Here is a 24,055-nt window from a genome sequence, read left to right on the forward strand (position 1 = left end):
CCCTTCTCGGCGCGGGTCAGACCTGGACGCGGTCCTCGACGGCCTTCGCGATCTTGGCGATGGCCTCGTCGACCGGGATGCCGTTCTCCTGCGAACCGTCGCGGTATCGGAAGGAGACGGCGCCGTTGGCCATGTCCTCGTCGCCCGCGATGATCATGAAGGGCACCTTGGCCTTCTGCTGGTTGCGGATCTTCTTCTGCATGCGGTCGGACGAGGAGTCCACGTCCACCCGGAGCCCCTGCTTGCGCGCCTTGGCGGCGAACTCCTGCAGGTACGGGATGTGGGCGTCGCCGATCGGGATGCCGACGGCCTGGACCGGGGCGAGCCAGACAGGGAAGGCCCCGGCGTAGTGCTCGAGCAGCACCGCGAAGAAGCGCTCGATGGAGCCGAACAGCGCACGGTGGATCATCACCGGCCGCTGCTTGGTGCCGTCCGGGCCGGTGTACTCCAGGTCGAAGCGCTCCGGCAGGTTGAAGTCGAGCTGCACGGTCGACATCTGCCACGTCCGGCCGATGGCGTCCTTGCACTGCACCGAGATCTTCGGGCCGTAGAACGCGGCGCCGCCCGGGTCGGGGACCAGCGGGAGGCCCTGCTTCTCGGCGACCTGCCGCAGCGTCTCGGTGGCCTCGGCCCAGGTCTCGTCGGAGCCGACGTACTTCTCCGGGTCCTTGGTGGAGAGCTCCAGGTAGAAGTCGGTCAGGCCGTAGTCGCGCAGCAGGTTCAGGACGAAGGTGAGCGTCCGGTCCAGCTCCTCGGCCATCTGCTCGCGGGTGCAGTAGATGTGCGCGTCGTCCTGGGTGAAGCCGCGCGAGCGGGTCAGGCCGTGGACGACACCCGACTTCTCGTAGCGGTACACCGTGCCGAACTCGAACAGACGCAGCGGGAGCTCGCGGTACGAGCGGCCGCGCGCGTCGAAGATCAGGTTGTGCATCGGGCAGTTCATCGGCTTGAGGTAGTAGTCCACCCCGTCGTCGAGCTGCATGGGCGGGTACATGCCGTCGGCGTACCAGTCCAGGTGGCCGGACTTCTCGAACAGCTTGCCCTTGGTCGCGTGGGGGCTGTAGACGAACTCGTAGCCCTCCTCCTCGTGGCGGCGCCGCGAGTAGTCCTCCATGGCCCGGCGGATGACGCCGCCCTTGGGGTGGAAGACGGCGAGGCCGGGACCGATCTCGTCGGGGAAGGAGAAGAGGTCCAGTTCGTTGCCGAGCTTGCGGTGGTCGCGCTTGGCGGCCTCCTCCAGGAACTCCAGGTGCGCCTTGAGCTCGTCCTTGGTGGGCCAGGCGGTGCCGTAGATGCGCTGGAGCATCGGGTTCTTCTCGCTGCCGCGCCAGTACGCCGCCGCGTTCCGCATCAGCTTGAACGCCGGGATGTACCGGGTGGTCGGCAGGTGCGGACCACGGCACAGGTCCTTCCAGCACAGCTCGCCGGTCTTCGCGTCGATGTTGTCGTAGATGGTCAGCTCGGCGCCGCCCACCTCGACGTCCGCACCGTCGTCCGAGGACGCGGAACCCTTGATGCCGATGAGCTCCAGCTTGTACGGCTCGTCCGCGAGCTCCTCGCGGGCGGCCTCGTCGCTGACGACCCGACGGGAGAAACGCTGCCCCCGCTTCTGGATCTCCTGCATCTTCTTCTCGATGGCCTTGAGGTCCTCGGGCGTGAACGGCTTCTCGACGTCGAAGTCGTAGTAGAAGCCGTCCTTGACCGGCGGGCCGATGCCCAGCTTCGCCTCGGGGTGCAGCTCCTGCACGGCCTGCGCCATCACGTGCGCGGTGGAGTGCCGCAGGATGTCGAGACCGTCCTGGGAGGAGATCTCGACGGGCTCGACGACCTCGCCGTCCTTGAGCGCGTACGCCAGGTCCCGGAGTTCGCCGTCGACCCGCGCGGCGACGACGGTGCGCTGCCCGGGGAAGAGTTCGGCGGCCGTCGTGCCCGTCGTCACCACGTGCTCTTCCCGCTCGGAATCGCGTTGGATGATCACACGGACGTCTGACACCGGTCTCTCCTGACTGAGGGGGTACGCCGCTTTCCTCTGCGCGCGCAGAAGCGATCGTACCGAGCCGGGGGCCCTCGACGCGAAAGGGATACCCGGGGCTACTCCTCGTCCCCCGAGCAGGCCTCCTCTAAGAAGTCGACGTTCTCGTGGAGCGACTTCATCAGCCGGTCCCGCTCCGCCTCGTCCACCTGCACCGGCGCGACCTGCGAGGCCCCCGTGAGGCGGCGGAATCCGCCCCGGTTCTCCAGCCGGCCCTCCACCCGCAGGGGCAGTCCGACCAGGTGGGCGTGGCCCGCGATCCGGTAGGCCTCCTCGTCGAGTTCGATCCGTACGTGCGCGACCTCGGCCCCCGCGAGCACCCGCAGGCGCACGACCCCGGGGCCGCGCGGACCCGCGCGCCGCAGCCGGACGACGGCTCCGGTGACGCGCACCGGAACGGCGGGCTCGTCGCGGAGGTAGCGGACGCCCGCCAGGCGCAGCGAGGGCAGGTCACCGGGCGAGAACTCGACGGGCCCGGGGCTCGGGGGACAGCCCGGCGGGGTGCCGGCGGCGGGCGCCCAGGCCAGGGTGATGCCGGCGCCCTCCGCTCCCCTGACCAGCGCCACGACCGCCTCGGTCAGCTCGCGGCTGACCCCTGCGGCCACCGCCGCGTCGAACGCCTCCATCCCGCCGGTGGCGCGCTGGTAGTCGACCGCCTCCCGGGTGGCGTGCAGCGCCGCGTAGAGCTGTACGGCGACGTCCCGGCCCCCGGCCACGGGCACGAACGCGGTGAGGCCGCGCCCTCCGGGAGCGGGTCCGACGAGGGTGCCGTCGAGCGCGGTCCGCGCCTTCCTGCGGTGACGCGCTCCGTGGTAGCCCGCTTTGCCGCGCACGGCCAGGGCCCCGGCGAGCAGTATCTGCCGTGCGGCCGCGCGCAGTTGGTCCGCGCCGGTCCAGTCGGCAGCGCCGGCGGTTCCTTCGGGTACGTCCCTCCACCAGCGGATCTCGTCACTGGGCACGGTGAGAGCGGTGAGGATGTCGCGGGCCGACGGGTCGGCGCTGCGGGTGAGGGCGGTGAGGGCTTCGGCGAGCAGGTCCACGCTGTCGGGGAATCCGGTGGTGTCGGGGACGAGGAGGCTCGTGCCCGAGGCCGGGGGGCCGGGCGGAGTCCAGCGGCCGTAGCGCCCCGGGGGGCCTCCGCGCCGCTGCCACCCGTGCCGCAGCAGGAGGGCTCCCAGGACGGCGGGGTCGACCTGGGCGGGGTCGGGTCCCGGTCCGGGGTCCGGAGCGGGGTACGGGACCGGGCCGGGCCCGTCCGCGCGGGAGCGGGGGTCCGGGTCGTCGGCGTACGGGTGCGTTCGTGTGCCCGCCGGGGGTGTTCCTCCGGTGGGCTCGTCCATCGACCGGTGCATCAGGGTCTCCCTCCCGCCCCGACCCGGGCCATGATCTCGCAGAGTGCGCGGTCGTCGAAGATCCGCGAGGTCGGGATGCGCACGGTGGTCCGGTACCGGCCCGTCACCGGGTGGCCGGCCAGATTCGTCCAGTAGCAGCAGTGGCGCAGGTCGAGCCGTTCGTGGCCGGCCCGCAGCCAGTCGTCCTGGCTGCGGGGCACGAGCATGACGACCAGGATCTTGTGCACCGACACGGGCGTGCGCGCGAGCTTCACCAGGTGCGCGTTGTCGAGGGTGAAGGAGAAGGCGGCGCCGGGCGGGTGCGGGGGGATCTGGTAGGTGCATTTCAGCTGCACCTTGACGGTCACTTCGTCGTCGACGGTGTGCTCGGGCGCGCCGTGGCTGACGTGCCAGTCGATGCCGTTGTCGGGGAAGGGCTGCGAGAGCGAGCAGCCGGCCGCGGCGGCCACGGCGTGGAGGTAGCCCACCTGGAGGGTCTCCATGCAGGCGGTGGTGGCGAGTGTGCCGCGCAGCGGTGGTGGGTTCCGTTGCGACGGCGGCTTTCCCCCGTGGTCCTCGGTGCGGGCGGGACTCCCTGGGTTCGGCTGCGCGAGCGCCATGGCTCCGTGCCTTCCGGGCTGTGCCGACCGGTTGCCCGGTCTCCGCTGACGGGCTGGTCAACTTCCGTGCCCGTCAGTTGTGTTGTCACCGCAGGAGAGGTCCCGTAAACGGCGTATCCGGCATAGGGCGCGGGTATCACCGAATCGGGCGGAGTAATCCCGCCATCTGCCAAGCCGGTGCGAGGAGTTCGGGGATGATGCATTGGTTCGAGGGGCCGCTGGCGGCTTTTGACACCGAGACGACAGGCGTGGACGTCGAGGAGGACCGGATCGTCTCGGCCTCCCTGGTAGTCCAGGACACGGCGGGCGGGCGGCTGCGCGTCACCCGCTGGCTGGTCAATCCGGGGGTTCCGGTGCCGCCCGGCGCCACCGAGATCCACGGACTGACGGACGACCATCTGCAGCGCAACGGCCGGTGGCCCGCACCGGTGGTCGAGGAGATAGCCCGGTCCCTGGCCGAGCAGTGCGCGACGGGTCGGCCGCTGGTCGTGATGAACGCTCCGTTCGATCTGACGCTGCTCGACCGGGAACTGAGGCGTCACCGCGCTTCCTCACTGGCCGCCTATCTGGGCGACGCACCGCTGTGTGTGCTCGATCCGCGGGTGCTGGACAAGCATCTGGACCGCTACCGCAAGGGCCGTCGCACGCTGACGGACCTCTGCGAGCTGTACGGCGTGACGCTCGACGGGGCGCATGACGCGGCCGCCGACGCGGCGGCGTCCCTGGAGCTGGTGCGCGCGGTGGGGCGTCGGTTCTCCACGCGGCTGGAGCGGCTGTCCGCCGCCGAGGTCCACTCGCTCCAGGCGGTGTGGCACGCGGCGCAGGCCCGCGGTCTGCAGGCGTGGTTCGAGAAGAGCGGTACGCCCGAGACGGTGGATCCGGCCTGGCCCCTGCGTCCGGCGCTGCCGGCCGCCGCCTGATCGGAGTGCCGGTACGCGAAAGCCGGTCCGTCGGTGGTGCTGACGGACCGACTCTTCCCGGGTGGGCGATACTGGTTTCGAACCAGTGACCTCTTCGGTGTGAACGAAGCGCTCTCCCACTGAGCTAATCGCCCGGGAACGGGTTGAACCATACAGGGCCCGGCGCCCTGGGTTCAAACTCCTACTCAGTGGCGGAACTGAGTATCCGGACCCATGTGCGCGGATGTGGCCGCCGCCACACTCGCCTGCATGACACATGTGCCGCCACCCGCCGAGGAATTGGCGCTCCTCGATCACGAACTGGCCCGTCTGGACGCCCGGCGTCTGCAGTTGCTGAACCGCCGTGCCTGGCTGGTGAACGTGCTGCGCGCACCGGCCGGCCCGCCGCCCTTCCCGGCGCCCCCCGCCGGGCCCGTCCCGCCGCCGTCCACCGCGCCCGCACACGGTGTGCAGAACGTGCTGCTGGTCCTCGGCGGCCTGCTGCTCACCGTCGCGGCGATCGCGTTCACCCTGTTCAGCTGGGGCGAGATGGGCATCGCGGGCCGGTCGGCGGTGCTGGCGGCGGTGACCGCGGGCGCCGTGGTGGCGCCCGCCGTGCTGCTGGGCCGCCGGCTGCCCGCGACGGCCGAGTCGGTTGCCGCGCTCGCCCTCGTGCTGACGGCGCTGGACGCGTTCGCCCTGCACGCCGTCGCGGCGCCGGACACGGACGGGCTGGTGTTCGCGGCGGTCGCGTCCGCGGTGCTGGCCACGGCGTGGACGGCGTACGGGCTGCTGCTCGGGGGCCTTCGGGTACCGCTTCCCTCGGCCGTGGTGGCGGGGCAGTTGCCGCTGGTGCTGACGGCGTGGGCGGCGGGGGCCTCCGCGACCGGCTTCGGCTGGGCGCTCGCGGTGACGGCGGCGGCGAACGTCGCGGTGGCCCTGCGGGCCCGGGGCACCGCGGTGCGGATCACGGCGTGCGTCGGCGCGTGGCTCACGGGATCGCTCGCACTCGCGCTGGGGCTGGGGCTGTCCCTGACGTCGGACGGCGCCGTGGCGGCCGCGGGCGCGGGGGCGTTGCTGCTGGCCGGTGCGGCGGTGGCGCTCCTGGGGGCCTGGCGGGCGCCGAAGGGCATGGCATCGGCGGCGGGCGCCGTCGCCGGTCTCGCGGTGGTGGCCGCGGTCGGCGGCGTGGTGCGGACGCCGCTGCCGTGGGACTGGGCGGTCGTCGCGTACCTGGTGTGCGGAGCGGCGCCGGCGGTGGCGCTCCGGCTCCCGGTTCCGCGACCGGTGCTCCGGGGTCTGCTGGCAGCGTCGGCCGCGGTCGTGGCGGCCGCGGTGCTGTGGGCGTCGCCGGTGGTCGCCGCGGTGCTCCTGGGGCCGGTGTCGCTGCTGGGGGACGTATGGGCGGGGGCGCCGGAGGACTTCCGGGACGCGCTCGGGCCCTCTGCTCCCTGGCCCTGGTCGGCAGCCGTTCCCGTGGTGCTGGGGACCGCCGCGGCCCTGGCGGCCGCGCTGCACTCCCGGTGGCCGCGGGCCCTCCCCGGCAACGGCCTGCGGGCGGCGGCGGCGGCTTCGGCCTCGGTCCTCGGCTGGGCGGCGGTCCTGACGCTGCCTGCGGTGGCGGACGCCCCGTACGCGGTGGCCGTCGTCGTGGAGCTGTCGCTGACCGCGTCGTTGCTGGCCCTCGCGGTGCGGCGGACGGGTGCCCTCGCGGTGACCTGGCTCGTGTGCGCGCTGGCGGGTGCCGCGAGCACCGGACTCCTGGGCCTCGCCGCCGAACCCGCGACCCACGCGGTGTGCGGGACCCTGACGGTGCTCCTCGCGGCAGGCGCGGCCCGGTCCCGGGTCCCGGCCGTGCGGGCGCTGCTCGCCTGCGGCTCGGTGACGGCCGCGACGGCCGAGGCCGTCGCGGTGGGGGCTTCGCTGGGCTGGAGCGCCGCGCACACGGCTCCGCTGCTGCTCGTGGTGACGGCGGTGACGGTGTTCCTCGGGGGAAGGTTGCGCCACCCTGCGACGGCGGCGTCCGTGGAGGCTGCGGGGGCCTTCGGGGCGGTGGCGGCCGTGCTGCTCGCGCTGCCCGAGCCGCCGGTCCTGGCGCTGGTCCTCGGCCTGTGCGGGGTGCTGGCCGCCGCGACGGCGCTGCGGCCGGAGCGCCGGCCGGCGGCGGGGTACGTCGCGGCAGCCCTGTTCGTGTCCGCGGCGTGGGTGCGGCTGGCGGCGTCCGGGGTGTCGGACCCGGAGGCCTACACGCTCCCGGTGTCGGTGGCGGCGTTCGCGGTGGGGCATCTGCGCCGCCGCAGGGACCCTGCCGCCTCCTCCTGGGTGGCCTACGGCCCCGCCCTGTCCATGACGATGGTGCCGAGCCTCGTCGTGGCCTGGGCCGACCCGCACTGGCTGCGGCCCCTGCTGCTGGGGATCGCCGCGCTGGTGGTGACCCTGGCCGGGGCCCGCCGGCGACTGCAGGCGCCCCTGGTACTGGGCGGTGCGGTGCTGGCCCTGGACGGGCTGCACGAGCTCGCGCCGCACGTGGTGCAGGTCTTCGACGCGCTCCCCCGCTGGGCGCCCCCGGCGCTCGCCGGGCTGCTGCTGCTCGCCGTGGGCGCGACGTACGAACAGCGGCTGCGTGACGCGCGCCGGGTCAGGGAGAGTTTCGGCCGGATGCGGTGACGGGCGGAAGCGCCGTCGGGAGGGGAGCTGCACGGGGCTCCCCCTCCCGACGGCCGCCCGGGTACGCGGAAACACCGATGGCCCGGAAGCTCTTCAAGAGCTTCCGGGCCATCGGTTCCGGGTGGGCGATACTGGGTTCGAACCAGTGACCTCTTCGGTGTGAACGAAGCGCTCTCCCACTGAGCTAATCGCCCCGGCGCACGGCACACATTACCCCATGTCAGCGGCGCCTCAGGACCACCACGGGGTCACTGCTCGATCTTCCACGGCATCACGATGCCGAACTTCCAGACGTAGATCCCCACCAGCACCGCGATGATCACGAGCCCGACCACGGTCAGGACGATGTTGCGCCGGCGCACCTTGGGATCGAGGGCCCGCTGCGCGGCCTCGGTGACCTTGCGCCGGGTCCATCGCAGCACCAGCTGCGCCCACACGAACTCGGTCGCCCAGATCGCCATGCCGCCGAAGATCACCAGCCATCCGGGACCCGGCAGCGGCAGCATCACGATGCCCGCCCCGACGACGGCGAGGCCGACGACGAAGATCCCCACCTGCCAGCTCACGTGCAGCACCTTCGAGGCCCGGATGAACCCGGGCGCCCGCGACCCCAGCTCCCGCTGCGCCGCATGCCCGTCCCCCGCGCGCCCGTCCCCCGCAGCGGACCCGGCGGCCACCGTCGCGGCGGCCACTCCCCGCTCGTCACTCTCCGCGTTCATGGACCCCAACCTACCGGACCCGCTTCCGTCACTGGAATGGACGCATGACGCAAAGTTACACACCGCTGTACGAGCGACCCGAAGCGACACAAATAGGTCAGAGGGGTTTACAACGCCACCGTAGGTGGCATGTCGATTTCGCCGACGTGCGAATCCCCGAGCGCACACTGAGCGAAAGGCCCTGGCGCTTATGAACACCACGGTCAGCTGCGAGCTGCACCTGCGCCTCGTTGTGTCGAGCGAGTCCTCACTGCCTGTACCCGCGGGCCTGCGGTATGACACGGCCGATCCCTATGCCGTGCACGCCACCTTCCACACCGGAGCGGAGGAGACGGTCGAGTGGGTTTTCGCCCGTGACCTCCTTGCCGAGGGGCTGCACCGGCCCACCGGCACCGGAGACGTCCGCGTCTGGCCATCTCGTAGTCACGGTCAAGGCGTCGTCTGCATCGCACTGAGCTCCCCTGAGGGAGAAGCCCTGCTGGAGGCCCCGGCGAGGGCCCTGGAGTCGTTCCTGAAGAGGACCGACGCCGCGGTTCCGCCCGGCACCGAGCATCGTCACTTCGACCTCGACACGGAGCTCTCACACATCCTGGCCGAGAGCTGAGCCAGGCCGAGAGCTGCGGGACGCCGTCCGACTCGGGGCGACGGCGTCGCGCGGACAACTCCATACGCCTCACACCGGCGCCGTCGCCGCGGAACCCACCGCGGCGGCGGCGCCGGCGCGGTTCGGGCCGGGGCCGCCGACGGGCGCGGAGGGCTCCGGCGGCGTCGTACGCGGCCGACGGGCCGCCCCCGCTCCCGCGCGGGCAGGCACCGGGCCCTGGCGCCTCCCTGTGAGCCAGTAGAGTCAGCCCGCATCGGCGGGCACCCGTCCGCCGGAGGCCAGGGAGCGAAGCGTGCTGATCCCACACGACACCCGGATCGCCCTCGAAACGGTGGTCGATCTGGTGAACACCGCGCCGGAGGACGGCGCCGGCGACGGTCTCGCCGACGTCCCCGCCCTCTACGGTTTCGCGGAGCGGCACCGGATCAGCGGCGTCGGGGCCCTCGGCGACAGGGACCTGCGGGCCGTGCGGGACGTACGGGGCAGGTTCGCCGAGATATTCGCGGCGCCGGACGCCCGGACCGCCGCGGAGCTCGTCAACGGCCTGGTGGCCGCCGCGGGCACGACACCGCAGCTCACGAACCACGACGGCTACGACTGGCACGTCCACTACTTCGCACCGGACGCGTCGGTCGCGGACCACCTCGCGGCCGACTGCGGCATGGCACTGGCCTTCATCGTCGTCGCGGGCGAGCAGGAACGCCTGCGCCGCTGCGATGCCCCGGACTGCCGGGACGCGTTCGTCGACCTCTCGCGCAACCGCTCCCGCCGCTACTGCTCGAGCCGCACCTGCGGAAACCGGCTCCACGTCGCCGCCTACCGCGCCCGCCGCCGGGAAGCGGCGGGCTGACCGTCCTCGCGCGCCGGGGGTGTGAGCGGCCGCCGGCGGCCGCTCACAGCAGTAAGAGGTCGTGCAGGGCGGCCATGAGCAACAGGCCGCCGACCACCGTCAGGAAGATCATCAGGGGCGGCTGGGAAAGCGCGAAGAGACATCCACGCGGCTCTTCGGCACTGGGTGCGGGGGCTTCGCCCCGGGCTGTGTCCACCATCTCGCAGTGATCATGACGCAGCTCGGCACTCCGTACGTCAACAGGGCATCTTTCAGGGGAAGTTCGACCACTCCCGGATGAACGGCCCTCGCTCGCCCGTCCGAAATCCCGTCACGCATTCGCACCCGCGTGCCTCGCACCCCGCTCCGCCGGTGCTCCGCGGGCGGGCGGCCGCCCGGGTGTCAGCGCGGAGCGGCGCTGGAGGCGCGGACCACGAGTTCGGGCTGGAGCACCACGCTGCGGTGCCGGTGACTGCCGTCACCGTCGTCCGCCTCCTCCAGGAGGAGTTCGGCAGCCATCCTTCCCATGACCACGGCGGGCTGCCTGACCGAGGTGAGCGGCACGGCGGCGGCCGCGGCGAACTCGATGTCGTCGTATCCGACGATGGCCACGTCCTGCGGCACCCGCACCCCGGCGGCGTACAGCGCCTGCAGGACGCCGAGTGCGAGCAGATCGTTGGCGCAGAACACGGCGGTCGGCCGCGGGACGAGTCCGAGCAGCCTGGCCCCGGCGTCCCGCCCGGCCGCCACGTCGAGGCGGTCGGACTGGATCTCCACCAGGGCCTCGGGGCCGAGCCCGGCTTCCGCGAGAGCGGCGAGGGCCCCCTCGCGGCGGTCCCTGATCTGGTGCAGGTCGCCGGGTCCGCTGACGTAGGCGACGGACCTGTGACCCGCCGAGACGAGGTGCCCGACGGCCAGCAGTCCTCCGCGCACGTCGTCGACGGAGACGGCGCAGGTGTCGGTCGACGAGGCCACCCGGTCGACCAGGACGTAGGGGATCCGGTGGCGGGCGAAGGCTTCGAGACTGCCGCCGGTGGCGTCGGCCGGGGTGACCAGGACGCCGCACACCCGCTGTTCGGCGAAGAGGCCGAGGTACTCGGCCTCCTCCTCCGCGCTCTGGCCGCTGTTGCACACCATCACACCGAGGCCCGCGTCCCGCGCCGCGCGCTCGGCACCCCGGGCGATGTCGACGAAGAACGGGTTGCCCATGTCCAGCACCAGGAGCGCCATGATGCGGCTGCGGCCGGCCCTGAGCTGCCTGGCCGACTCACTGCGTACGTAGCCCAGCTCCTCGATGGCCGCGAGCACCCGGGCGCGGGTGTCGGGCAGCACCGCCTCGGGGCGGTTGATCACGTTGGAAACCGTGCCGACCGAGACTCCGGCCTGCCGGGCCACGTCCTTGATCCCTGCCACACGCCCCACTTGTCCTGCCCCACTGATGCGTTTCGCCGCCGCCCGGCGGCGCCGGTGACCGATGTGCCGTTTCCCGGCGCCCGACGGACGTCCGGCACAGCCGCCGCTCGGCAGAGCCATGACATCATCGGATTGAATTGTTTCAAATCGTCCCGGGACGCTAGCCGCATCACAGGATGACGTCAAGATCCGCTCGCCACGGCAACGAGCATCGCGACACGACCCGAATATACCGACGCGCGGAACGCGGGCCGACGACCGGCGTGCGCATGAATCGATTCATGTCATCGCCATGCCGACGGAACGTGCTTCGGCCGGGCCTCACACCCCTGTCAGAGGCCGTGCTTCTTCAGGATCGCCTCGATGTCGCTGAAGTCGTCGCCGGTCCCCTGCCCGGACTTCTTCCTCGAGCCGTCCCGCGTCCCGGCCGCCGTAGCTCCGCCGGACGTCAGCGGCCGCGAGGAGGCGGCCTGGGCGACCGCCCCGTCCCCCGGAGCCGCCTTCGCGGCCTTGCGCTCCTCGCGGGTCCGGCCGCCCCGGCGCTCCACGGCGCGCGTGAGCATGAAGAGCAGCCAGGCCAGGGCGAGCAGACCGAAGCCCAGCCAGACGGCCGGCTTGAAGACGACGTCCGTCAGCCAGTCGATGACCCCCGTCAGCACCAGCCCCACCGGCACCAGGGAGTACGCGGCGATCCGCGTGGCCGCGAGGAACCTCTTCCGGTACGCCGTGATCGCGGCGATGCCGAGACCGGCCGCCGACACCGCGGAACAGATGGTTTCGGCAAGCATCGCGGCCTCCAGCCCTCGGGAAACGTCCCTTCCATCCTGCACCGGCCACGGGCGACAGGGCCACGCCGCCGCCCCGTATCGGGGACATCTCAGGGCCGCGCTCCTCCTCAGGTCCCGATTGGGAAGCTCCGCCCCGGCCTGGGAGACTGCCCGCATGAGCGATTCCCCCTCCGCAGCGCCCGTCGTCCTCGACGTCTGGTGCGAGCTCGAGTGCCCAGACTGCCACCGGGCCCTCACCGACATCCACGCCCTGCGCGCACGCTACGGCGACCGGATGGCGATCCGGCTGCGCCACTTCCCGCTGGAGAAGCACAAGCACGCGTACGCGGCGGCTCAGGCAGCCGAGGAGGCCGTCGTCCAGGGCAAGGGGTGGCCGTACGTCGAGGCGGTGCTCGCCAGGACCGCCGGACTCACCACCGGCGGGGAGCCCCTGCTGCTCGATGTCGCGAACGAACTCGGTCTGGACGCGGAGGAGTTCGACACCGCGCTGATCGACGGGCGCCACCTGCTGATCGTCGACGCCGACCAGGCCGAGGGCAAGGCCATCGGCGTCACCGGAACCCCGACCTACGTGATCGGCGACGAGCGGCTCGACGGCGGGAAGAGCCAGGAGGGGCTGCGCGAGCGGATCGAGGAGATCGCCGACCGTCTGCTCGCCGGCCAGGGCTGACGCGGGGGCCCGCGCCCGTCAGAGCGCCTTGGCCAGGTTGTAACGGGTGGCCTCGTATCCCAGGGACTCGTACAGCCGCAGCGCGGGGGTGTTCGAGGCGAAGACGTGCAGGCCGAGACTTCCGAGGCCCGCGTCGAGGGTGATGGCCTCCGCAAGGTGCATCAGCGCCCTGCCGTAACCGCTCCCCCGGTGGGCCTCGCGCACCTCGACGTCGAAGACGTAACCGATGTCGTCGCCCTCCGTCTCCCGGTGGCGGGAGACCCAGACGTGGCCGAGGGTCTCGCGGTTCCGCACGAGGACGTGGATGTACATGTCCGGGGTGGCGAGGCCGGCCGGCAGGAGCCGGGCGTGGTCGGACTCCGACTTGTGCCGGGCCTGCTCCTCCGTCACGCCGCGCTCCACCCAGCTCCGCGCGTAGGTCTCGATGCTGGTCGAGGCCCACTCGGTGAACTCGGACTCCGTCATCGGGCGCCCGGCGAGCCCCTCCGGCAGTGCGGGGGCCGTCCTCCGCAGGGACTTGAGCATGTTGCGGCTGCGTTCGGTGTAGCCGAGCACGGCAGCCAGGCCCCGGGCGGCCTCGTTGCCGGCGGGGGCCACCAGACGGACCCGGGTGCACCCCCAGCCGCGCAGGACCTCCTCTGCGGCGAGCGCGGCGATGGTGCCGCGGCCCCGCCTGCGGGCCGCCTCGTCGATGCGCAGTGCGTGGATGACGCCCGCCGACGTCCCGAACTCCGGGTCGGTGGCGATGCCGACGGCACCGACGGGCCGCCCGTTGTCACACACGTCGTAGGTGCGTGCCCGTGCGCCGTCGGCGCCTTGCTCGATCGGCCCGGCGGGCCGGAGGGTCGTGGTCATCAGGGTGTTCTATCCGCTGGACGCCGGTCCGTCACCCCGTTTACGCAAGCGGTTCCGGGAGTCCGGCCCGCCCGCACGGGTCCCCGGGGTCCGCTCAGGGGTCGAGGTCGTCCGCCGCGCGCTCGTCGAAGATCCGCATCGCCTTGCAGGTCACCGGTCCCGGGGCTCCCGGCAGCTCCCGCCCGTCGATCCGGTGCACCGCCTGGATGTCCCGCAGCGAGGAGGTCAGGAAGATCTCGTCGGCCTCCTCCAGCACGTCGAGGGGGAGGTCCGTCTCGCGGGCGCCCGCCCACTCCACGACGAGGGCCCTGGTGATCCCGGCCAGGCAGCCCGAGGCGAGAGGAGGCGTGTGGATGCGGCCGTCGAGGACGACGAAGACGTTGGAGCCGGTGCCCTCGCAGAGCCGCCCCACCGTGTTGGGGAAGAGGGCCTCCGACGCGCCGTGCTCGTGGGCGCGCGCGAGGGCGACGACGTTCTCGGCGTACGAGGTGGTCTTCAGGCCGGTCACGGCGCCGCGCTCGTTGCGCGTCCAGGGGACGGTCACCACCGCGGTGCTGTCGGGGCGCCTGGCGGTCTCCCCCATCGCGACGACCAGCGTGGGGCCCGCGTCCCCCCGGTCGGAGCCGAGCGGGGAGAGCCCGCCGGTGTACGTGATCCTCAGCCGGCCGAGCTCCATCGGGTTGCCCTCGACGACGGCGGCGACCGCCCGGCGGACCTCTTCGTGGTCGGGCTCGGCCAGCCCCAGGCCCCTGGCCGAGCGGCTCAGGCGGTCGAGGTGCCGGGTGAGGGCGAAGGGCCGGCCCGCGGCCACCCGGACCGTCTCGAAGATGCCGTCCCCCACGGTCAGTCCGTGGTCGAGCACGGACAGCCTGGCGTCCTCGGCGTCCTTCAGTCCGCCGTCGGCCCAGATCCTCATCACGCGGTCCTCCCTGTCTCCTCGTGGACGCCCGACGCTACAGCGAGCAGCCGTGATGCCTTGAGTTCCGTCTCGGCCCACTCGCGCCGCGGGTCCGAGCCCCAGGTGATGCCCGCCCCGGTGCCGAAGCGGAGCAGCGGTTCCGGGCCGGTGCGGTCGATCCAGAAGGTGCGTATGCCGACGGCGAGCCCGGCGGTGCCGCGGTCGGCGTCCACCCAGCCGACGGCTCCGCAGTACGGGCCGCGGGGCGACGTCTCCAGGGCCTCGATGATCCGCAGCGCGCTGGACTTGGGCGCGCCGGTGACGGAACCGGGCGGGAAGGCCGCGCCGAGCAGTTCCGGCCAGCCCGCACCGTCGGCCAGGCGCCCCCGCACCGTGGAGACGAGGTGGACGAGCCCTGGGTGCTTCTCGACCACGCAGAGGTCCGGGACCTCGACGCTGCCCGTCGCGCAGACCCGGCCGAGGTCGTTGCGGACCAGGTCGACGATCATCACGTTCTCCGCGTGGTCCTTCTCCAGGAGGTCCTCCTCGGTGCGCCCGGTGCCCTTGATCGGTCCGGACGCGACGGTCCGGCCGTCACGGGAGAGGAAGAGCTCGGGCGACGCGGTGGCTATCTCCACCCCGTGACCGGGCAGCCGGATCGTCCCGGCGTACGGCGCCGGGTTGCCCCGGGCGAGCAGGGCGGTGAGGGCGTCGACGTCCGCCCGCGGGTCGGGCAGCGGCGCGGAGAGGACCCGGCAGAGGTTCGCCTGGTAGACCTCGCCGGCCGCGATGTGTTCACGGATCCGACGTACTCCGGCCACGTAGGCGTGCTCGTCGAGTGAGGACTCCCAGTCCTCGGGGGCGGGGCCCCGCCAGGCTCCGGACACCGGCGGCGGGACCTGCTCGGACCGCACATCGGCGAAGCGGGCGCAGACGAGACGGCCCTCGAAATCAGCACATACGGCCCAGAAACCGGATGATTCGAGAGCCGCGGGGTCGCTCGTGACATCCCGCAGACCGGAGGCGACAAGGCCGCCGAAGCGGGCCAGGGGGGTGAGCTCGTGCACGCGACCGAGTCTAGGGCGGCACGCGGTGACCTGCGGCGGGGCGGCGGGGGCTCAGCACGCTGCGCAAACGCGTTTTTGTACTGGCCCGGGAATCCGCTAGAGTTCAACACGTCGCCGGGACGCGCAAGCGGGCCGGGAAAGACAAGCGGACGTAGCTCAGTTGGTAGAGCGCAACCTTGCCAAGGTTGAGGTCGCCAGTTCGAACCTGGTCGTCCGCTCGCAGAAGGTGGGGGATCTTCCCGAACCCCCACCCCTGGTGGAGTGGCCGAGAGGCGAGGCAACGGCCTGCAAAGCCGTCTACACGGGTTCAAATCCCGTCTCCACCTCCAAGGACGATTAGCTCAGCGGGAGAGCACTTCCCTGACACGGAAGGGGTCACTGGTTCAATCCCAGTATCGTCCACCGGTCCGCAAGGATCCCCGCGCGATTAGCTCAGCGGGAGAGCGCTTCCCTGACACGGAAGAGGTCACTGGTTCAATCCCAGTATCGCGCACGCAGTACACGCAGGGTCACCCTGCGCGATTAGCTCAGCGGGAGAGCGCTTCCCTGACACGGAAGAGGTCACTGGTTCAATCCCAGTATCGCGCACCGTCCGAAAGCCCCGGTCGTCTCGACGACCGGGGCTTTCGTCATGCTCGGGGGTGGCCGTCAGCCGGTGAAGAGCTGGGTGGCCTTGCGGGCGAGCTCGTAGAGCCCGTAGCCGAAGGGGACGGCGACCCAGAGCCAGACGAACACCATGAGGGGCTTATGACTGCTGGTGGACACGGGGGCTCTCCTCCGGGGTCTCGTGGAAACGTGCGTGGACCGGGCGGATGAGCTCGTTGGCGACGAATCCGACGACCAGCAGTCCGATCATGATCGTGAGGGACGTCGTGTAGAGGCTGGGGCCGCTGTGGCCGGCCCGCTCCCCCGCGTCGGCGACCCGGTTGACGATGAGCGGCCCGAGGACCCCGGCCGTCGACCACGCGGTCAGCAGCCGCCCGTGGATGGCCCCGACCTGGTAGGTGCCGAAGAGGTCCCGGAGGTAGGCCGGCGCGGTCGCGAAGCCTCCTCCGTAGAAGGAGAGGATCACCAGGGCGCAGCAGATGAAGAGCGGCTTGGAGTCGTTGCCGAGCTGGGCGATCACCACGTACATGAGGGCGCCGACGCCGAGGTAGACCCGGTACATGTTCTTACGGCCGATCAGGTCCGAGGTGGAGGACCACAGAAGACGCCCTCCCATGTTGGCCAGGGACAGCAGGGCGACGAAGCCGGCGGCGGCGGAGACGGTCACCGGGGCGGAGGTGCCCGCGAAGAAGTCCTGGATCATCGGCACGGCCTTCTCGAGGATGCCGATGCCCGCGGTGACGTTCATGCACAGGACGACCCACAGGCACCAGAACTGCGGGGTGCGCAGCGCGTTGCGGGCGGAGACCTGGGCGTTGGTGACGAGCCTGCGGGTCTCCTGCTTCGGCTCCCAGCCGTCGGGCAGCCAGCCGTCCGGCGGGACCCGTACGAGGAGGACGCCGAGGGCCATGAAGGCGGCGTAGACGACCCCGTGGACGAGGAAGGCCTGGGCTATCCCGGAGCGGTCGGTGCCGAAGCTCTCCAGCATCCCGGTGGACCAGGGCGAGGCGATGAGGGCGCCGCCGCCGAAGCCCATGATGGCGATGCCGGTCGCCATGCCGGGGCGGTCGGGGAACCACTTGATGAGGGTGGAGACCGGGGATATGTACCCGATGCCGAGGCCGATGCCGCCGATGAAGCCGTAGCCGAGGACGACGAGCCAGTACTGTCCGGTGGCCGCGCCGAGCGAGGCGACGAGGAAGCCGGTGGAGAAGCAGACGAGCGAGACGGACATCGCCCAGCGCGGGCCGTTGCGTTCGACGAGGGTGCCGCCGAAGGCGGCCGAGAGGCCGAGCATCACGATGCCCAGCTGGAACGGGAGCGCGCTGGCCGTGCCGGAGAGACCGAGAGCGGATTCGAGCGGGGGCTTGAACACACTCCAGGCGTAGGCCTGTCCGATGGAGAGATGTACGGCGAGCGCGGCGGGTGGTACGAGCCAGCGGCTCCACCCCGGGGGCGCGACAGTTCGGGACCTGTCGAGGAAGTTCATGGATCCGCACTTTAGGCATCAGCCCTGGCCATTACTAGATCATGAACGGAAGTGCGTCGGCCGCATGCGATGCGGGTCGGGACATTCTGTCCCGTACGTGTACGGCGGGTCCGGACGTCCCGCCTCGTGCGCGCGACGTGACCGGTGGGACGCTGCCCGAGGGGCGGCCGCGGGTCGTCGACCGGCGGCCGTGAGCGCGGTGCGGGCCGTCGACCGGCAGCCGTGAGCGCGGTGCGGGCCGTCGACCGGCGGCCGTGAGCGCGGTGCGGGCCGTCGGGACGTGGTCCCAGGTGCGGTGCGGGTCCGGGCGCGGGCCCGGACCCGCCCGTGCGGAGACGGCCGCACGGCGGCACGGTCAGGAGGAGAACAGCATCCGGCCGAAGCTCTTCTGACGGTGGTGACCGTAGTTCCCGTGCCCGCCCTGGTGCGGGGCACCCCAGGCGGGAGCCGGCGCCGCGGGGTACGCCTGCGGGGCGGGCGGCTGCGGCGGGGCCTGCTGCGTCCACTGCGACTCCAGGCGCGTCAGGGACTCCAGCTCGCCGTAGTCGAGGAATATCCCGCGGCAGCCGCTGCACTGCTCGATCTGGACACCGTTGCGGTTGTACGTGTGCATCTGGGCATGACACTTGGGGCACTGGATCATCGAGTCGGCTCCTCAGTCGTGACGACGTCACCGGAATGCATGCCCGGTGACGATCGCTTCACCCTACGACGCGTGGCTGACGGCCAACTCGGGTGGGAGGGAGGCGATGCGGACACATGCGTCGATCATCAACTGCTCCACCTCGTCCGGACGGCGCTCCTCCGCCGCGGACTTGGCGAGGGCGAGTGCGGCCGTCTGCACGGTGAGCGCCCGCGCCACGACGTCCAGCGCGGGCCACGGGTCGCCCTCGGCCGGTACGGCGGGCCCCCCTGCGGCCCGGTACGCGTCCAGGAAGCGCAGCCACACGTCCGGCGCGAGCAGTCCGGCCGCGTACCAGGCGGCGGGCCGTGCGAGGTCCCAGGCGGGGTCGCCGAGACCCGTGTCGTCGATGTCGATCAGCAGCCACGCACCGGGCCGGCCGGGATGGCGGACGAGCTGGCCGAGGTGCAGGTCGCCGTGGCAGAGGAACCCGTCGCGGTGCTCGGGCGGGGGGCCCTCGCCGCGTGCCCAGCGGGGCAGGCCCTGCCAGGTCGCCAGGACGGGGGCGAGGCCGGGGTCCCCGGTGCGGGCCCCACGCATCCGTGCGACCGCCCGGGCGGCCTTGACCGGACCGCGCATCGGCGGAAGGGCGTGCGGCGGCGGGGTGCGGTGCAGCCGTGCCAGCAGGGCGGCGGCCTCCTCCCAGGGGGCCGCGTCGGGATCCGCCGGGTCGACGGGTTCGCCGTACGGCCAGAGGCTGACGGCCCGGCCCGCGACCGAGCGAGGCGTCCCGTCCGGAACCGGGAGGGGCCGGAGCAGGGTGCCGGACAGCCCGGGGCGGGCGGCCAGAGCCAGGCGGGCCGCGAGTGCTGCCGTCTCCGTGTCGGGGGCGTGGGCCTTGGCGACGACGGGTCCGCTGCGGACCACCGTCCCGTCCGGGCGGTCGGCGAGCACCTCGGGCGGAGCGCATGCACAGGGGCCGGCGGCCGCGTGCGCACTGCCGTGTGCGAGGTCGCCCAGGGCGTGCACGACGGGGTCGGTGGTCATCGGCTCGGCTCCACGGCGCTGGTCGGCCCGGCCCGGCCCGGCGGCCGGGCCCGGCGCCGATCGTACGCGGCGGCGAAGAGGCACGGACACGGCGGCGGTCAAGGGGCCCGGACAGCGACGGCGAAAGGGCCCGGACAGCGCGATGTCCGGCCAGCTCCCCAGCTGGCCGGACAAACGCTGTCGTCCGCCGCACCCCCGTCCCCACGGGGCTGTTGGCCGGATGTCCCGGTCCGGACCGCTCTTCCGGACCCGGGGCGCCGCTCAGCGCCCCAGCATCACGCCCACGGACGACGCCTGTGTGACCACCGCGTCCCAGCCGCCGAAGACGACCACGAGCAGGGCCGCCAGAGGAAGGACCATGGCCGTCGCCACCAGTGGGTGACGCGTCCCGGACGGGCGCGCGCCGAACGAGGCGTATGCCCTGCGTTCCCGCGTGCGGTTCATGGACCGCGCAGCCGTGTCCGCCATGGTTCCTCTCCTGGCCTGTCGGTGCGGCGGGCGGTACGGCCTCGGGGGACGAGTTCCGCGCCCGCCGCATGAGTTCAACACTAGGGACGGGGGGCCGGCCCGGCGTCATGCCCGCGTACCGAATGACGGGCCTCCCGGAGGATGAGCCGGCCACCCCGCTCGTACTCCCCTGGGTGGAGATCGGCCCTGAGTCGCGGCGTTATCCACCTAGGGGCCCCGGCCGGGCCCGGGCACCCGGGGCGAGGGCTGCGGGTGTCCGGCCCGGCTCCGGCCGGCGGGGGAGCTCTATGCCTCGGGGCCTTCCCGGAGAGGGCGCTCGGAGGCGTCCTCCCTGGGGACCGGCTGTTCGACCAGGGCAAGCACCCGGGTCGCCATGAAGCGGGCGGTACGGACAACTGATCCACTTCGGGTGACTTCACTCACTTCCACCACACCCCGGCGGACCGCTGTCTCCACCCGGCGGCCTGCCCTGGAGGCCACCACTTCGTACGTCCTGGTCGTGTCACCCGCGTCCACGACTATTTCCACACGATCGCCCTTCATTGATCCAATCCCCCTTCTGCGACGGTCCTTTGAGATCTCGCACGGGCCACAGAGCCTGGATCCCCGGCTCCCTGACCACTGCTCAATTCTCCCACCGGGCACTGACAATCGATGGGACGGCGAGGGCGCGGCCTCTGAGCGCCCCGCGCCGGGGGTACGTAAGCTGTGCCTCGTCAGGCGGACCAGGCAGCGGGGATGGGCAGACGATGGCGATGATGCGGCTCCGGCGCGAGGACCCGCGTGTCGTCGGCTCGTTCAGGCTGCACCGACGGCTCGGCGCGGGCGGTATGGGCGTCGTCTACCTGGGCTCGGACCGCCGGGGCCAGCGGGTGGCGCTCAAGGTGATCAGGCCGGACCTGGCGGAGGATCAGGAGTTCCGTTCGCGTTTCGCGCGCGAGGTGTCCGCCGCCCGGCGGATCCGCGGGGGCTGCACGGCCCGGCTGGTGGCCGCCGACCTGGAGGCCGACCGCCCCTGGTTCGCGACGCAGTACGTCCCCGGCCCCTCACTGCACGACAAGGTCGCCGAGGAGGGTCCGCTCCCGGCGGCCGAGGTGGCCGCGATCGGCGCCGCGCTCTCGGAAGGGCTGGTCGCGGTCCACGAGGCCGGTGTCGTCCACCGGGACCTGAAGCCGTCGAACATCCTGCTCTCCCCCAAGGGCCCCCGCATCATCGACTTCGGCATCGCCTGGTCGACGGGCGCCAGCACGCTGACCCATGTCGGTACGGCGGTCGGCTCGCCGGGATTCCTGGCACCCGAACAGGTACGCGGCGCGGCGGTGACACCCGCGACGGACGTCTTCTCCCTCGGTGCGACGCTCGCGTACGCGGCCATGGCCGACTCCCCCTTCGGGCACGGCAGTTCCGAGGTGATGCTGTACCGCGTGGTGCACGAGGAGCCCCATCTGCTCGACGTGCACGACGCGCTCGCCCCGCTCGTACGCGCCTGCCTGGCGAAGGACCCGGAGGAGCGGCCGAGCACCCTGCAGCTGTCCATGCGGCTCAAGGAGATCGCGGCGCGCGAGGCGCAGGGACTGCAGGAGCGCCGCCCGCCCGCGCAGCGGAGCGAGCAGGAACTCGACCGCCCGACGGGGCGGCTCGAGGGCGGTTCGTACACCGAGCAGGCGACCCGGCGTGCCGGGGGTGGCGGAGCGCCCGCACCCCGTTCCCAGGGCCGGCGTCCCACGTCGTCGCGTTCCGGGGCTCCCCGCACGGACGGCTCGCCCTCTCGGGCCGCCCGGGGGGCCGCGCGTTCCGGGCAGCACCCGCAGGGGCAGAAGCCCACGAACGGCAGGCCGGGCACCCGGCCCGGGGTCCGGACGACCTCGGCCGGCAAGAGCGGGAAGCGGCGTCCGGCCAACCCCCGCCTGCTGCGTCAGCGCCTGGTCGTCTTCGTCGTGGTCACCCTGCTCGTGGCCTTGGGGATCGCTGCGGCGCAGGGCTGCCAGGGGCCCGCCCGGGGGCTGGAGGCCCCGCTGTCGCACACGTACGACGGGGCCGCCGCGCCGTCCGTGCGGACGGGCGGGCCCTCACCCGGTCAGGACGGAGCGATCCGGGTCGCGTAGAAGGCGACCGCGGAGGCCGCGGCGACGTTGAGCGAGTCGACTCCGGCGTCCATCGGAATGCGTACGTGGGCGTCGGCCGCCGCGAGGGCCCGGGGCGTGAGGCCGTCGCCCTCCGTCCCGAAGACGAGCGCCAGCCTCTCGTGCCGTTGTGCGACGAGTTCGTCCAGGGTGATCGACCGGTCACTGAGGCACAGGGCGGCCGTGGTGAAGCCGGCGTCGCGCAGCAGCCCGATGTCGTCGGGCCACGAGGTCAGACGGGTCCACGGGACGTGGAAGACGGATCCCATGGAGACCTTCACCGCACGCCGGTAGAGCGGGTCGGCGCAGCGCGGGGTCAGCAGGACGGCGTCCACGCCGAGCGCCGCGGCGTTGCGGAACGCGGCCCCGAGGTTGGCGTGGTCGACGATGTCCTCGAACACGGCGACCCTCCGCACGTCGCCCTCCGCCGGGGCCAGGAGGGTCGCGGCGTCGGGCAGCGGCCTGCGCCGCATGGACGCGAGGGCCCCACGGTGCACGTGGTAGCCGGTGACGCGCTCGGCGAGCTCGGGTGTGACGGCGTAGACCGGTGCCGTCGCCTCGTCGATCACGTCGCGCATGACATCGGTCCACTTGGCGGAGAGCATCATGGACCGCATCTCGTACCCGGCGTTCGCGGCGCGCCGGATCACCTTCTCGCCCTCGGCGATGAAGAGGCCCTCGGCGGGTTCCCGACGGCGCCGGAGTTCGACGTCGGTCAGGCCGGTGTAGTCGCCGAGACGCGGGTCGTCCGGGTCGTCGACGGTGATGAGTTCTGCCACGGGGTGCAACTGCCTTGTCGGGTGGGTGGAGTGCGGCCGTCGGGCCGGATCGGCCTTCGGGTCGGGAACGGCCGGTGGGCCGCGTCGGGAACGGCCTTCGGGTCGGGTCGGGAACGGCCGGTGGGCCGTCGGGCCGGAAGCCGCGGGGTCGGCCGCCGGTCCGGGAACGGCCGGGTCAGCCGTCGAGCGCCCCGGACGGTTCCGTGGCGACGGCGACGACGTCACCGATGACGATGACGGCGGGGGGACGTACCTCCTCGGCGACGGCCCTCTCGCCGACCGTCGCGAGGGTGGCGTCGACCCTGCGCTGCGCCGCGGTGGTGCCTTCCTGCACCAGGGCCACCGGGGTGTCGGGGGACTTGCCGTGGGCGATGAGGGCGCGGGCGATGGCGCCGATCTTGTCGACGGCCATCAGGAGGACCAGGGTGCCCCGCAGCTGTGCGAGGGCCTGCCAGTCCACGAGGGAGCGGGGGTCCTCCGGCGCCACGTGCCCGCTGACCACGGTGAACTCGTGCGCCACGCCGCGGTGGGTCACGGGGATACCGGCCGCGCCCGGCACGGAGATCGAGCTGGAGATCCCGGGGACGACGGTGCAGGCGATGCCCTCGGCGGCCAGCGCCTGGGCCTCCTCCATGCCCCGTCCGAAGACGAACGGGTCGCCGCCCTTGAGGCGGACGACGGACTTCCCGGCCTTGGCGTGGTCTATCAGTGCCTGGTTGATCGCCTCCTGCGCCATGAAGCGGCCGTAGGGGATCTTCGCGGCGTCGATGACCTCGACGTGCGGCGGGAGTTCGTCGAGGAGGTCACGGGGGCCGAGCCGGTCGGCGATGACCACGTCGGCCTCGGCGAGGAGACGGCGGCCACGGACCGTGATCAGGTCGGGGTCGCCCGGCCCGCCGCCGACGAGCGCGACACCGGGGGCGCGGGTGCGGTGGTGGGGCGCGGCGAGCGTTCCGTCGCGCAGGCCCTCGACGATCGCGTCGCGGACCGCGGCGGAGTGCCGGGGGTCGCGGCCTTCCGAGGTGGTGGTGAGGACGGCGACCGTGATGCCCTCGCTGCGGCCGGTGGCGGGCGTCCAGGCGGTGGCGGCCTCCGCGTCGTCGCTCCGCACGCACCAGGTGCGGGTGCGCTCGGCCTCGGCGGACGCGGCGTCGTTGGCGACGGCGTCGGAGGACGCGACGAGGGCGTACCAGGTGTCGGTGAGGTCGCCGTCCTGATACCTGCGGCGCTCCCAGCGGATCTCGCCCGCGTCGGCCATCGCCTCGACGGAGGCGGTCGCGGACGGGGAGACCAGGGTGACGTCGGCTCCGGCGGCGATGAGCGCGGGAAGCCGGCGTTGCGCGACCTGGCCGCCGCCGACGACGACGACACGGCGCCCGTTCAGGCGCAGACCGACGGGGTAGGCAGGGTGATCGTCATGCTCGGCCATGGTCGTGCGGGCTCCTCGTGCAGATGCGGTGTGCTGCGGGCCGCTGCGGCGGTGGAGCGGCTGTGACGTGGGCTGAGTGGGTGGTGGCGCGTGGGACCAC

At 72.7% G+C, this 24,055-nt stretch carries 24 protein-coding genes and 7 tRNA genes; 11 read left to right on the forward strand and 20 right to left on the reverse strand.

From position 1 onward, the window contains the following. Nucleotides 1-16 precede the first annotated feature (16 nt). From thrS to OHT61_RS05610, 3 genes are all read right to left on the reverse strand, one after another. Nucleotides 17-1,993, reverse strand: coding sequence for a threonine--tRNA ligase (gene thrS / locus OHT61_RS05600; protein ID WP_329035572.1), 1,977 nt, complete (start codon nt 1,991-1,993; stop codon nt 17-19). Between the two features lie 98 nt (nt 1,994-2,091). Then, complete coding sequence (locus tag OHT61_RS05605) at nt 2,092-3,384, reverse strand: hypothetical protein (protein WP_329035573.1); 1,293 nt, start codon at nt 3,382-3,384, stop codon at nt 2,092-2,094. After that, nucleotides 3,384-3,983, reverse strand: a complete 600-nt coding sequence (locus tag OHT61_RS05610) for a DUF4365 domain-containing protein (RefSeq protein WP_329035575.1) — start codon at nt 3,981-3,983, stop codon at nt 3,384-3,386. The genes OHT61_RS05605 and OHT61_RS05610 overlap by 1 nt, the downstream gene beginning before the upstream one ends. 194 nt (nt 3,984-4,177) lie before the next feature. On the opposite strand from OHT61_RS05610, the gene OHT61_RS05615 reads away from it, so the two are divergent. After that, nucleotides 4,178-4,903 carry a 3'-5' exonuclease gene (locus OHT61_RS05615; RefSeq protein WP_329035577.1) on the forward strand — a complete coding sequence of 242 codons (726 nt, stop codon included), beginning with the start codon at nt 4,178-4,180 and terminating at the stop codon, nt 4,901-4,903. A gap of 62 nt (nt 4,904-4,965) precedes the next feature. Here OHT61_RS05615 and OHT61_RS05620 read toward each other — a convergent pair. Further along, nucleotides 4,966-5,037 (reverse strand) — tRNA-Val (locus OHT61_RS05620). Nucleotides 5,038-5,152: 115 nt separating this feature from the next. On the opposite strand from OHT61_RS05620, the gene OHT61_RS05625 reads away from it, so the two are divergent. Continuing rightward, nucleotides 5,153-7,549 carry an SCO7613 C-terminal domain-containing membrane protein gene (locus tag OHT61_RS05625; RefSeq protein WP_329035580.1) on the forward strand — a complete coding sequence of 799 codons (2,397 nt, stop codon included), beginning with the start codon at nt 5,153-5,155 and terminating at the stop codon, nt 7,547-7,549. A 122-nt stretch (nt 7,550-7,671) separates the two neighbouring features. Here the strand turns inward: OHT61_RS05625 and OHT61_RS05630 are convergent. Together OHT61_RS05630 and OHT61_RS05635 are read right to left on the reverse strand one after the other, a co-directional pair. Then, nucleotides 7,672-7,743 (reverse strand) — tRNA-Val (locus OHT61_RS05630). Nucleotides 7,744-7,797: 54 nt separating this feature from the next. Continuing rightward, on the reverse strand, nt 7,798-8,268 hold the full coding sequence (locus OHT61_RS05635) for a TIGR02611 family protein (protein ID WP_329035582.1): 471 nt from the start codon (nt 8,266-8,268) through the stop codon (nt 7,798-7,800). Between the two features lie 190 nt (nt 8,269-8,458). Between OHT61_RS05635 and OHT61_RS05640 the strand changes: the two genes are divergently transcribed. Both OHT61_RS05640 and OHT61_RS05645 read left to right on the forward strand, forming a co-directional pair. Continuing rightward, nucleotides 8,459-8,872: an SsgA family sporulation/cell division regulator gene (locus OHT61_RS05640; protein ID WP_003959770.1), complete on the forward strand. Its 414-nt coding sequence runs from the start codon at nt 8,459-8,461 to the stop codon at nt 8,870-8,872. 292 nt (nt 8,873-9,164) lie between these two features. Beyond that, a complete protein-coding gene (locus OHT61_RS05645; RefSeq protein ID WP_329035584.1) occupies nt 9,165-9,722 on the forward strand; it encodes a CGNR zinc finger domain-containing protein in 558 nt (185 codons plus the stop codon). A gap of 43 nt (nt 9,723-9,765) precedes the next feature. Here the strand turns inward: OHT61_RS05645 and OHT61_RS05650 are convergent, their stop codons facing one another. The 3 genes from OHT61_RS05650 to OHT61_RS05660 all read right to left on the reverse strand — a co-directional run bounded on the left by OHT61_RS05650 (nt 9,766) and on the right by OHT61_RS05660 (nt 11,902). Then, nucleotides 9,766-9,921, reverse strand: coding sequence for a hypothetical protein (locus tag OHT61_RS05650; protein WP_327120509.1), 156 nt, complete (start codon nt 9,919-9,921; stop codon nt 9,766-9,768). A 182-nt stretch (nt 9,922-10,103) separates the two neighbouring features. Continuing rightward, nucleotides 10,104-11,114, reverse strand: coding sequence for a LacI family DNA-binding transcriptional regulator (locus tag OHT61_RS05655; RefSeq protein ID WP_443049364.1), 1,011 nt, complete (start codon nt 11,112-11,114; stop codon nt 10,104-10,106). A 332-nt stretch (nt 11,115-11,446) separates the two neighbouring features. Then, on the reverse strand, nt 11,447-11,902 hold the full coding sequence (locus tag OHT61_RS05660; protein WP_329035589.1) for a hypothetical protein: 456 nt from the start codon (nt 11,900-11,902) through the stop codon (nt 11,447-11,449). A 154-nt stretch (nt 11,903-12,056) separates the two neighbouring features. On the opposite strand from OHT61_RS05660, the gene OHT61_RS05665 reads away from it, so the two are divergent. After that, nucleotides 12,057-12,572, forward strand: a complete 516-nt coding sequence (locus OHT61_RS05665) for a DsbA family protein (protein ID WP_329035590.1) — start codon at nt 12,057-12,059, stop codon at nt 12,570-12,572. A gap of 18 nt (nt 12,573-12,590) precedes the next feature. On the opposite strand, the gene OHT61_RS05670 is transcribed toward OHT61_RS05665, so the two are convergent. From OHT61_RS05670 to OHT61_RS05680, 3 genes are all read right to left on the reverse strand, one after another. Continuing rightward, nucleotides 12,591-13,427, reverse strand: a complete 837-nt coding sequence (locus OHT61_RS05670; RefSeq protein ID WP_329035592.1) for a GNAT family N-acetyltransferase — start codon at nt 13,425-13,427, stop codon at nt 12,591-12,593. A gap of 94 nt (nt 13,428-13,521) precedes the next feature. Further along, nucleotides 13,522-14,343, reverse strand: a complete 822-nt coding sequence (locus tag OHT61_RS05675; protein WP_329043107.1) for an aminotransferase class IV — start codon at nt 14,341-14,343, stop codon at nt 13,522-13,524. Next, entirely contained in the window at nt 14,343-15,392 is a 1,050-nt protein-coding gene (locus OHT61_RS05680; protein ID WP_329035595.1) for a chorismate-binding protein, read from the reverse strand. The genes OHT61_RS05675 and OHT61_RS05680 overlap by 1 nt, the downstream gene beginning before the upstream one ends. Nucleotides 15,393-15,537: 145 nt before the next feature. On the opposite strand from OHT61_RS05680, the gene OHT61_RS05685 reads away from it, so the two are divergent. The 5 genes from OHT61_RS05685 (at nt 15,538) to OHT61_RS05705 (ending at nt 15,980) form a co-directional block, all read left to right on the forward strand. Next, nucleotides 15,538-15,610 (forward strand) — tRNA-Gly (locus OHT61_RS05685). 37 nt (nt 15,611-15,647) lie between these two features. After that, nucleotides 15,648-15,721, forward strand: a tRNA-Cys gene (locus OHT61_RS05690). Between the two features lies 1 nt (nt 15,722). After that, nucleotides 15,723-15,794, forward strand: a tRNA-Val gene (locus OHT61_RS05695). Between the two features lie 19 nt (nt 15,795-15,813). Next, nucleotides 15,814-15,885, forward strand: a tRNA-Val gene (locus tag OHT61_RS05700). Between the two features lie 23 nt (nt 15,886-15,908). Beyond that, nucleotides 15,909-15,980, forward strand: a tRNA-Val gene (locus OHT61_RS05705). A gap of 60 nt (nt 15,981-16,040) precedes the next feature. On the opposite strand, the gene OHT61_RS32480 is transcribed toward OHT61_RS05705, so the two are convergent. The 6 genes from OHT61_RS32480 to OHT61_RS05730 form a co-directional block, all read right to left on the reverse strand. Then, nucleotides 16,041-16,130: an MFS transporter small subunit gene (locus OHT61_RS32480; RefSeq protein WP_415925071.1), complete on the reverse strand. Its 90-nt coding sequence runs from the start codon at nt 16,128-16,130 to the stop codon at nt 16,041-16,043. A gap of 7 nt (nt 16,131-16,137) precedes the next feature. Further along, nucleotides 16,138-17,487 (reverse strand): L-lactate MFS transporter, encoded by a 1,350-nt coding sequence (locus OHT61_RS05710; RefSeq protein WP_329035597.1) that lies wholly within the window; start codon nt 17,485-17,487, stop codon nt 16,138-16,140. 355 nt (nt 17,488-17,842) lie between these two features. Next, the gene (locus OHT61_RS05715) at nt 17,843-18,130 is read right to left on the reverse strand and encodes a TFIIB-type zinc ribbon-containing protein (RefSeq protein WP_329035599.1); all 288 of its coding nucleotides are present in this window, start codon (nt 18,128-18,130) and stop codon (nt 17,843-17,845) included. 63 nt (nt 18,131-18,193) lie between these two features. Further along, nucleotides 18,194-19,156 carry a phosphotransferase family protein gene (locus OHT61_RS05720; protein WP_329035601.1) on the reverse strand — a complete coding sequence of 321 codons (963 nt, stop codon included), beginning with the start codon at nt 19,154-19,156 and terminating at the stop codon, nt 18,194-18,196. Between the two features lie 261 nt (nt 19,157-19,417). Further along, a complete protein-coding gene (locus OHT61_RS05725) occupies nt 19,418-19,624 on the reverse strand; it encodes a hypothetical protein (RefSeq protein WP_329035602.1) in 207 nt (68 codons plus the stop codon). 285 nt (nt 19,625-19,909) lie between these two features. Continuing rightward, entirely contained in the window at nt 19,910-20,167 is a 258-nt protein-coding gene (locus OHT61_RS05730; protein ID WP_329035604.1) for a hypothetical protein, read from the reverse strand. 206 nt (nt 20,168-20,373) lie between these two features. On the opposite strand from OHT61_RS05730, the gene OHT61_RS05735 reads away from it, so the two are divergent. Further along, nucleotides 20,374-21,729, forward strand: coding sequence for a serine/threonine-protein kinase (locus OHT61_RS05735; protein WP_329035605.1), 1,356 nt, complete (start codon nt 20,374-20,376; stop codon nt 21,727-21,729). Here the strand turns inward: OHT61_RS05735 and OHT61_RS05740 are convergent. Together OHT61_RS05740 and cobA are read right to left on the reverse strand one after the other, a co-directional pair. After that, nucleotides 21,702-22,526 (reverse strand): TrmH family RNA methyltransferase, encoded by an 825-nt coding sequence (locus OHT61_RS05740; protein ID WP_329035608.1) that lies wholly within the window; start codon nt 22,524-22,526, stop codon nt 21,702-21,704. The two genes, OHT61_RS05735 and OHT61_RS05740, sit on opposite strands and share 28 nt — an antisense overlap. Nucleotides 22,527-22,701: 175 nt before the next feature. Next, a complete protein-coding gene (cobA, locus tag OHT61_RS05745; protein WP_329035609.1) occupies nt 22,702-23,955 on the reverse strand; it encodes a uroporphyrinogen-III C-methyltransferase in 1,254 nt (417 codons plus the stop codon). Nucleotides 23,956-24,055: the final 100 nt, after the last annotated feature.

It is taken from the genome of Streptomyces sp. NBC_00178 (assembly GCF_036206005.1).
Taxonomy (GTDB): Bacteria; Actinomycetota; Actinomycetes; order Streptomycetales; family Streptomycetaceae; genus Streptomyces.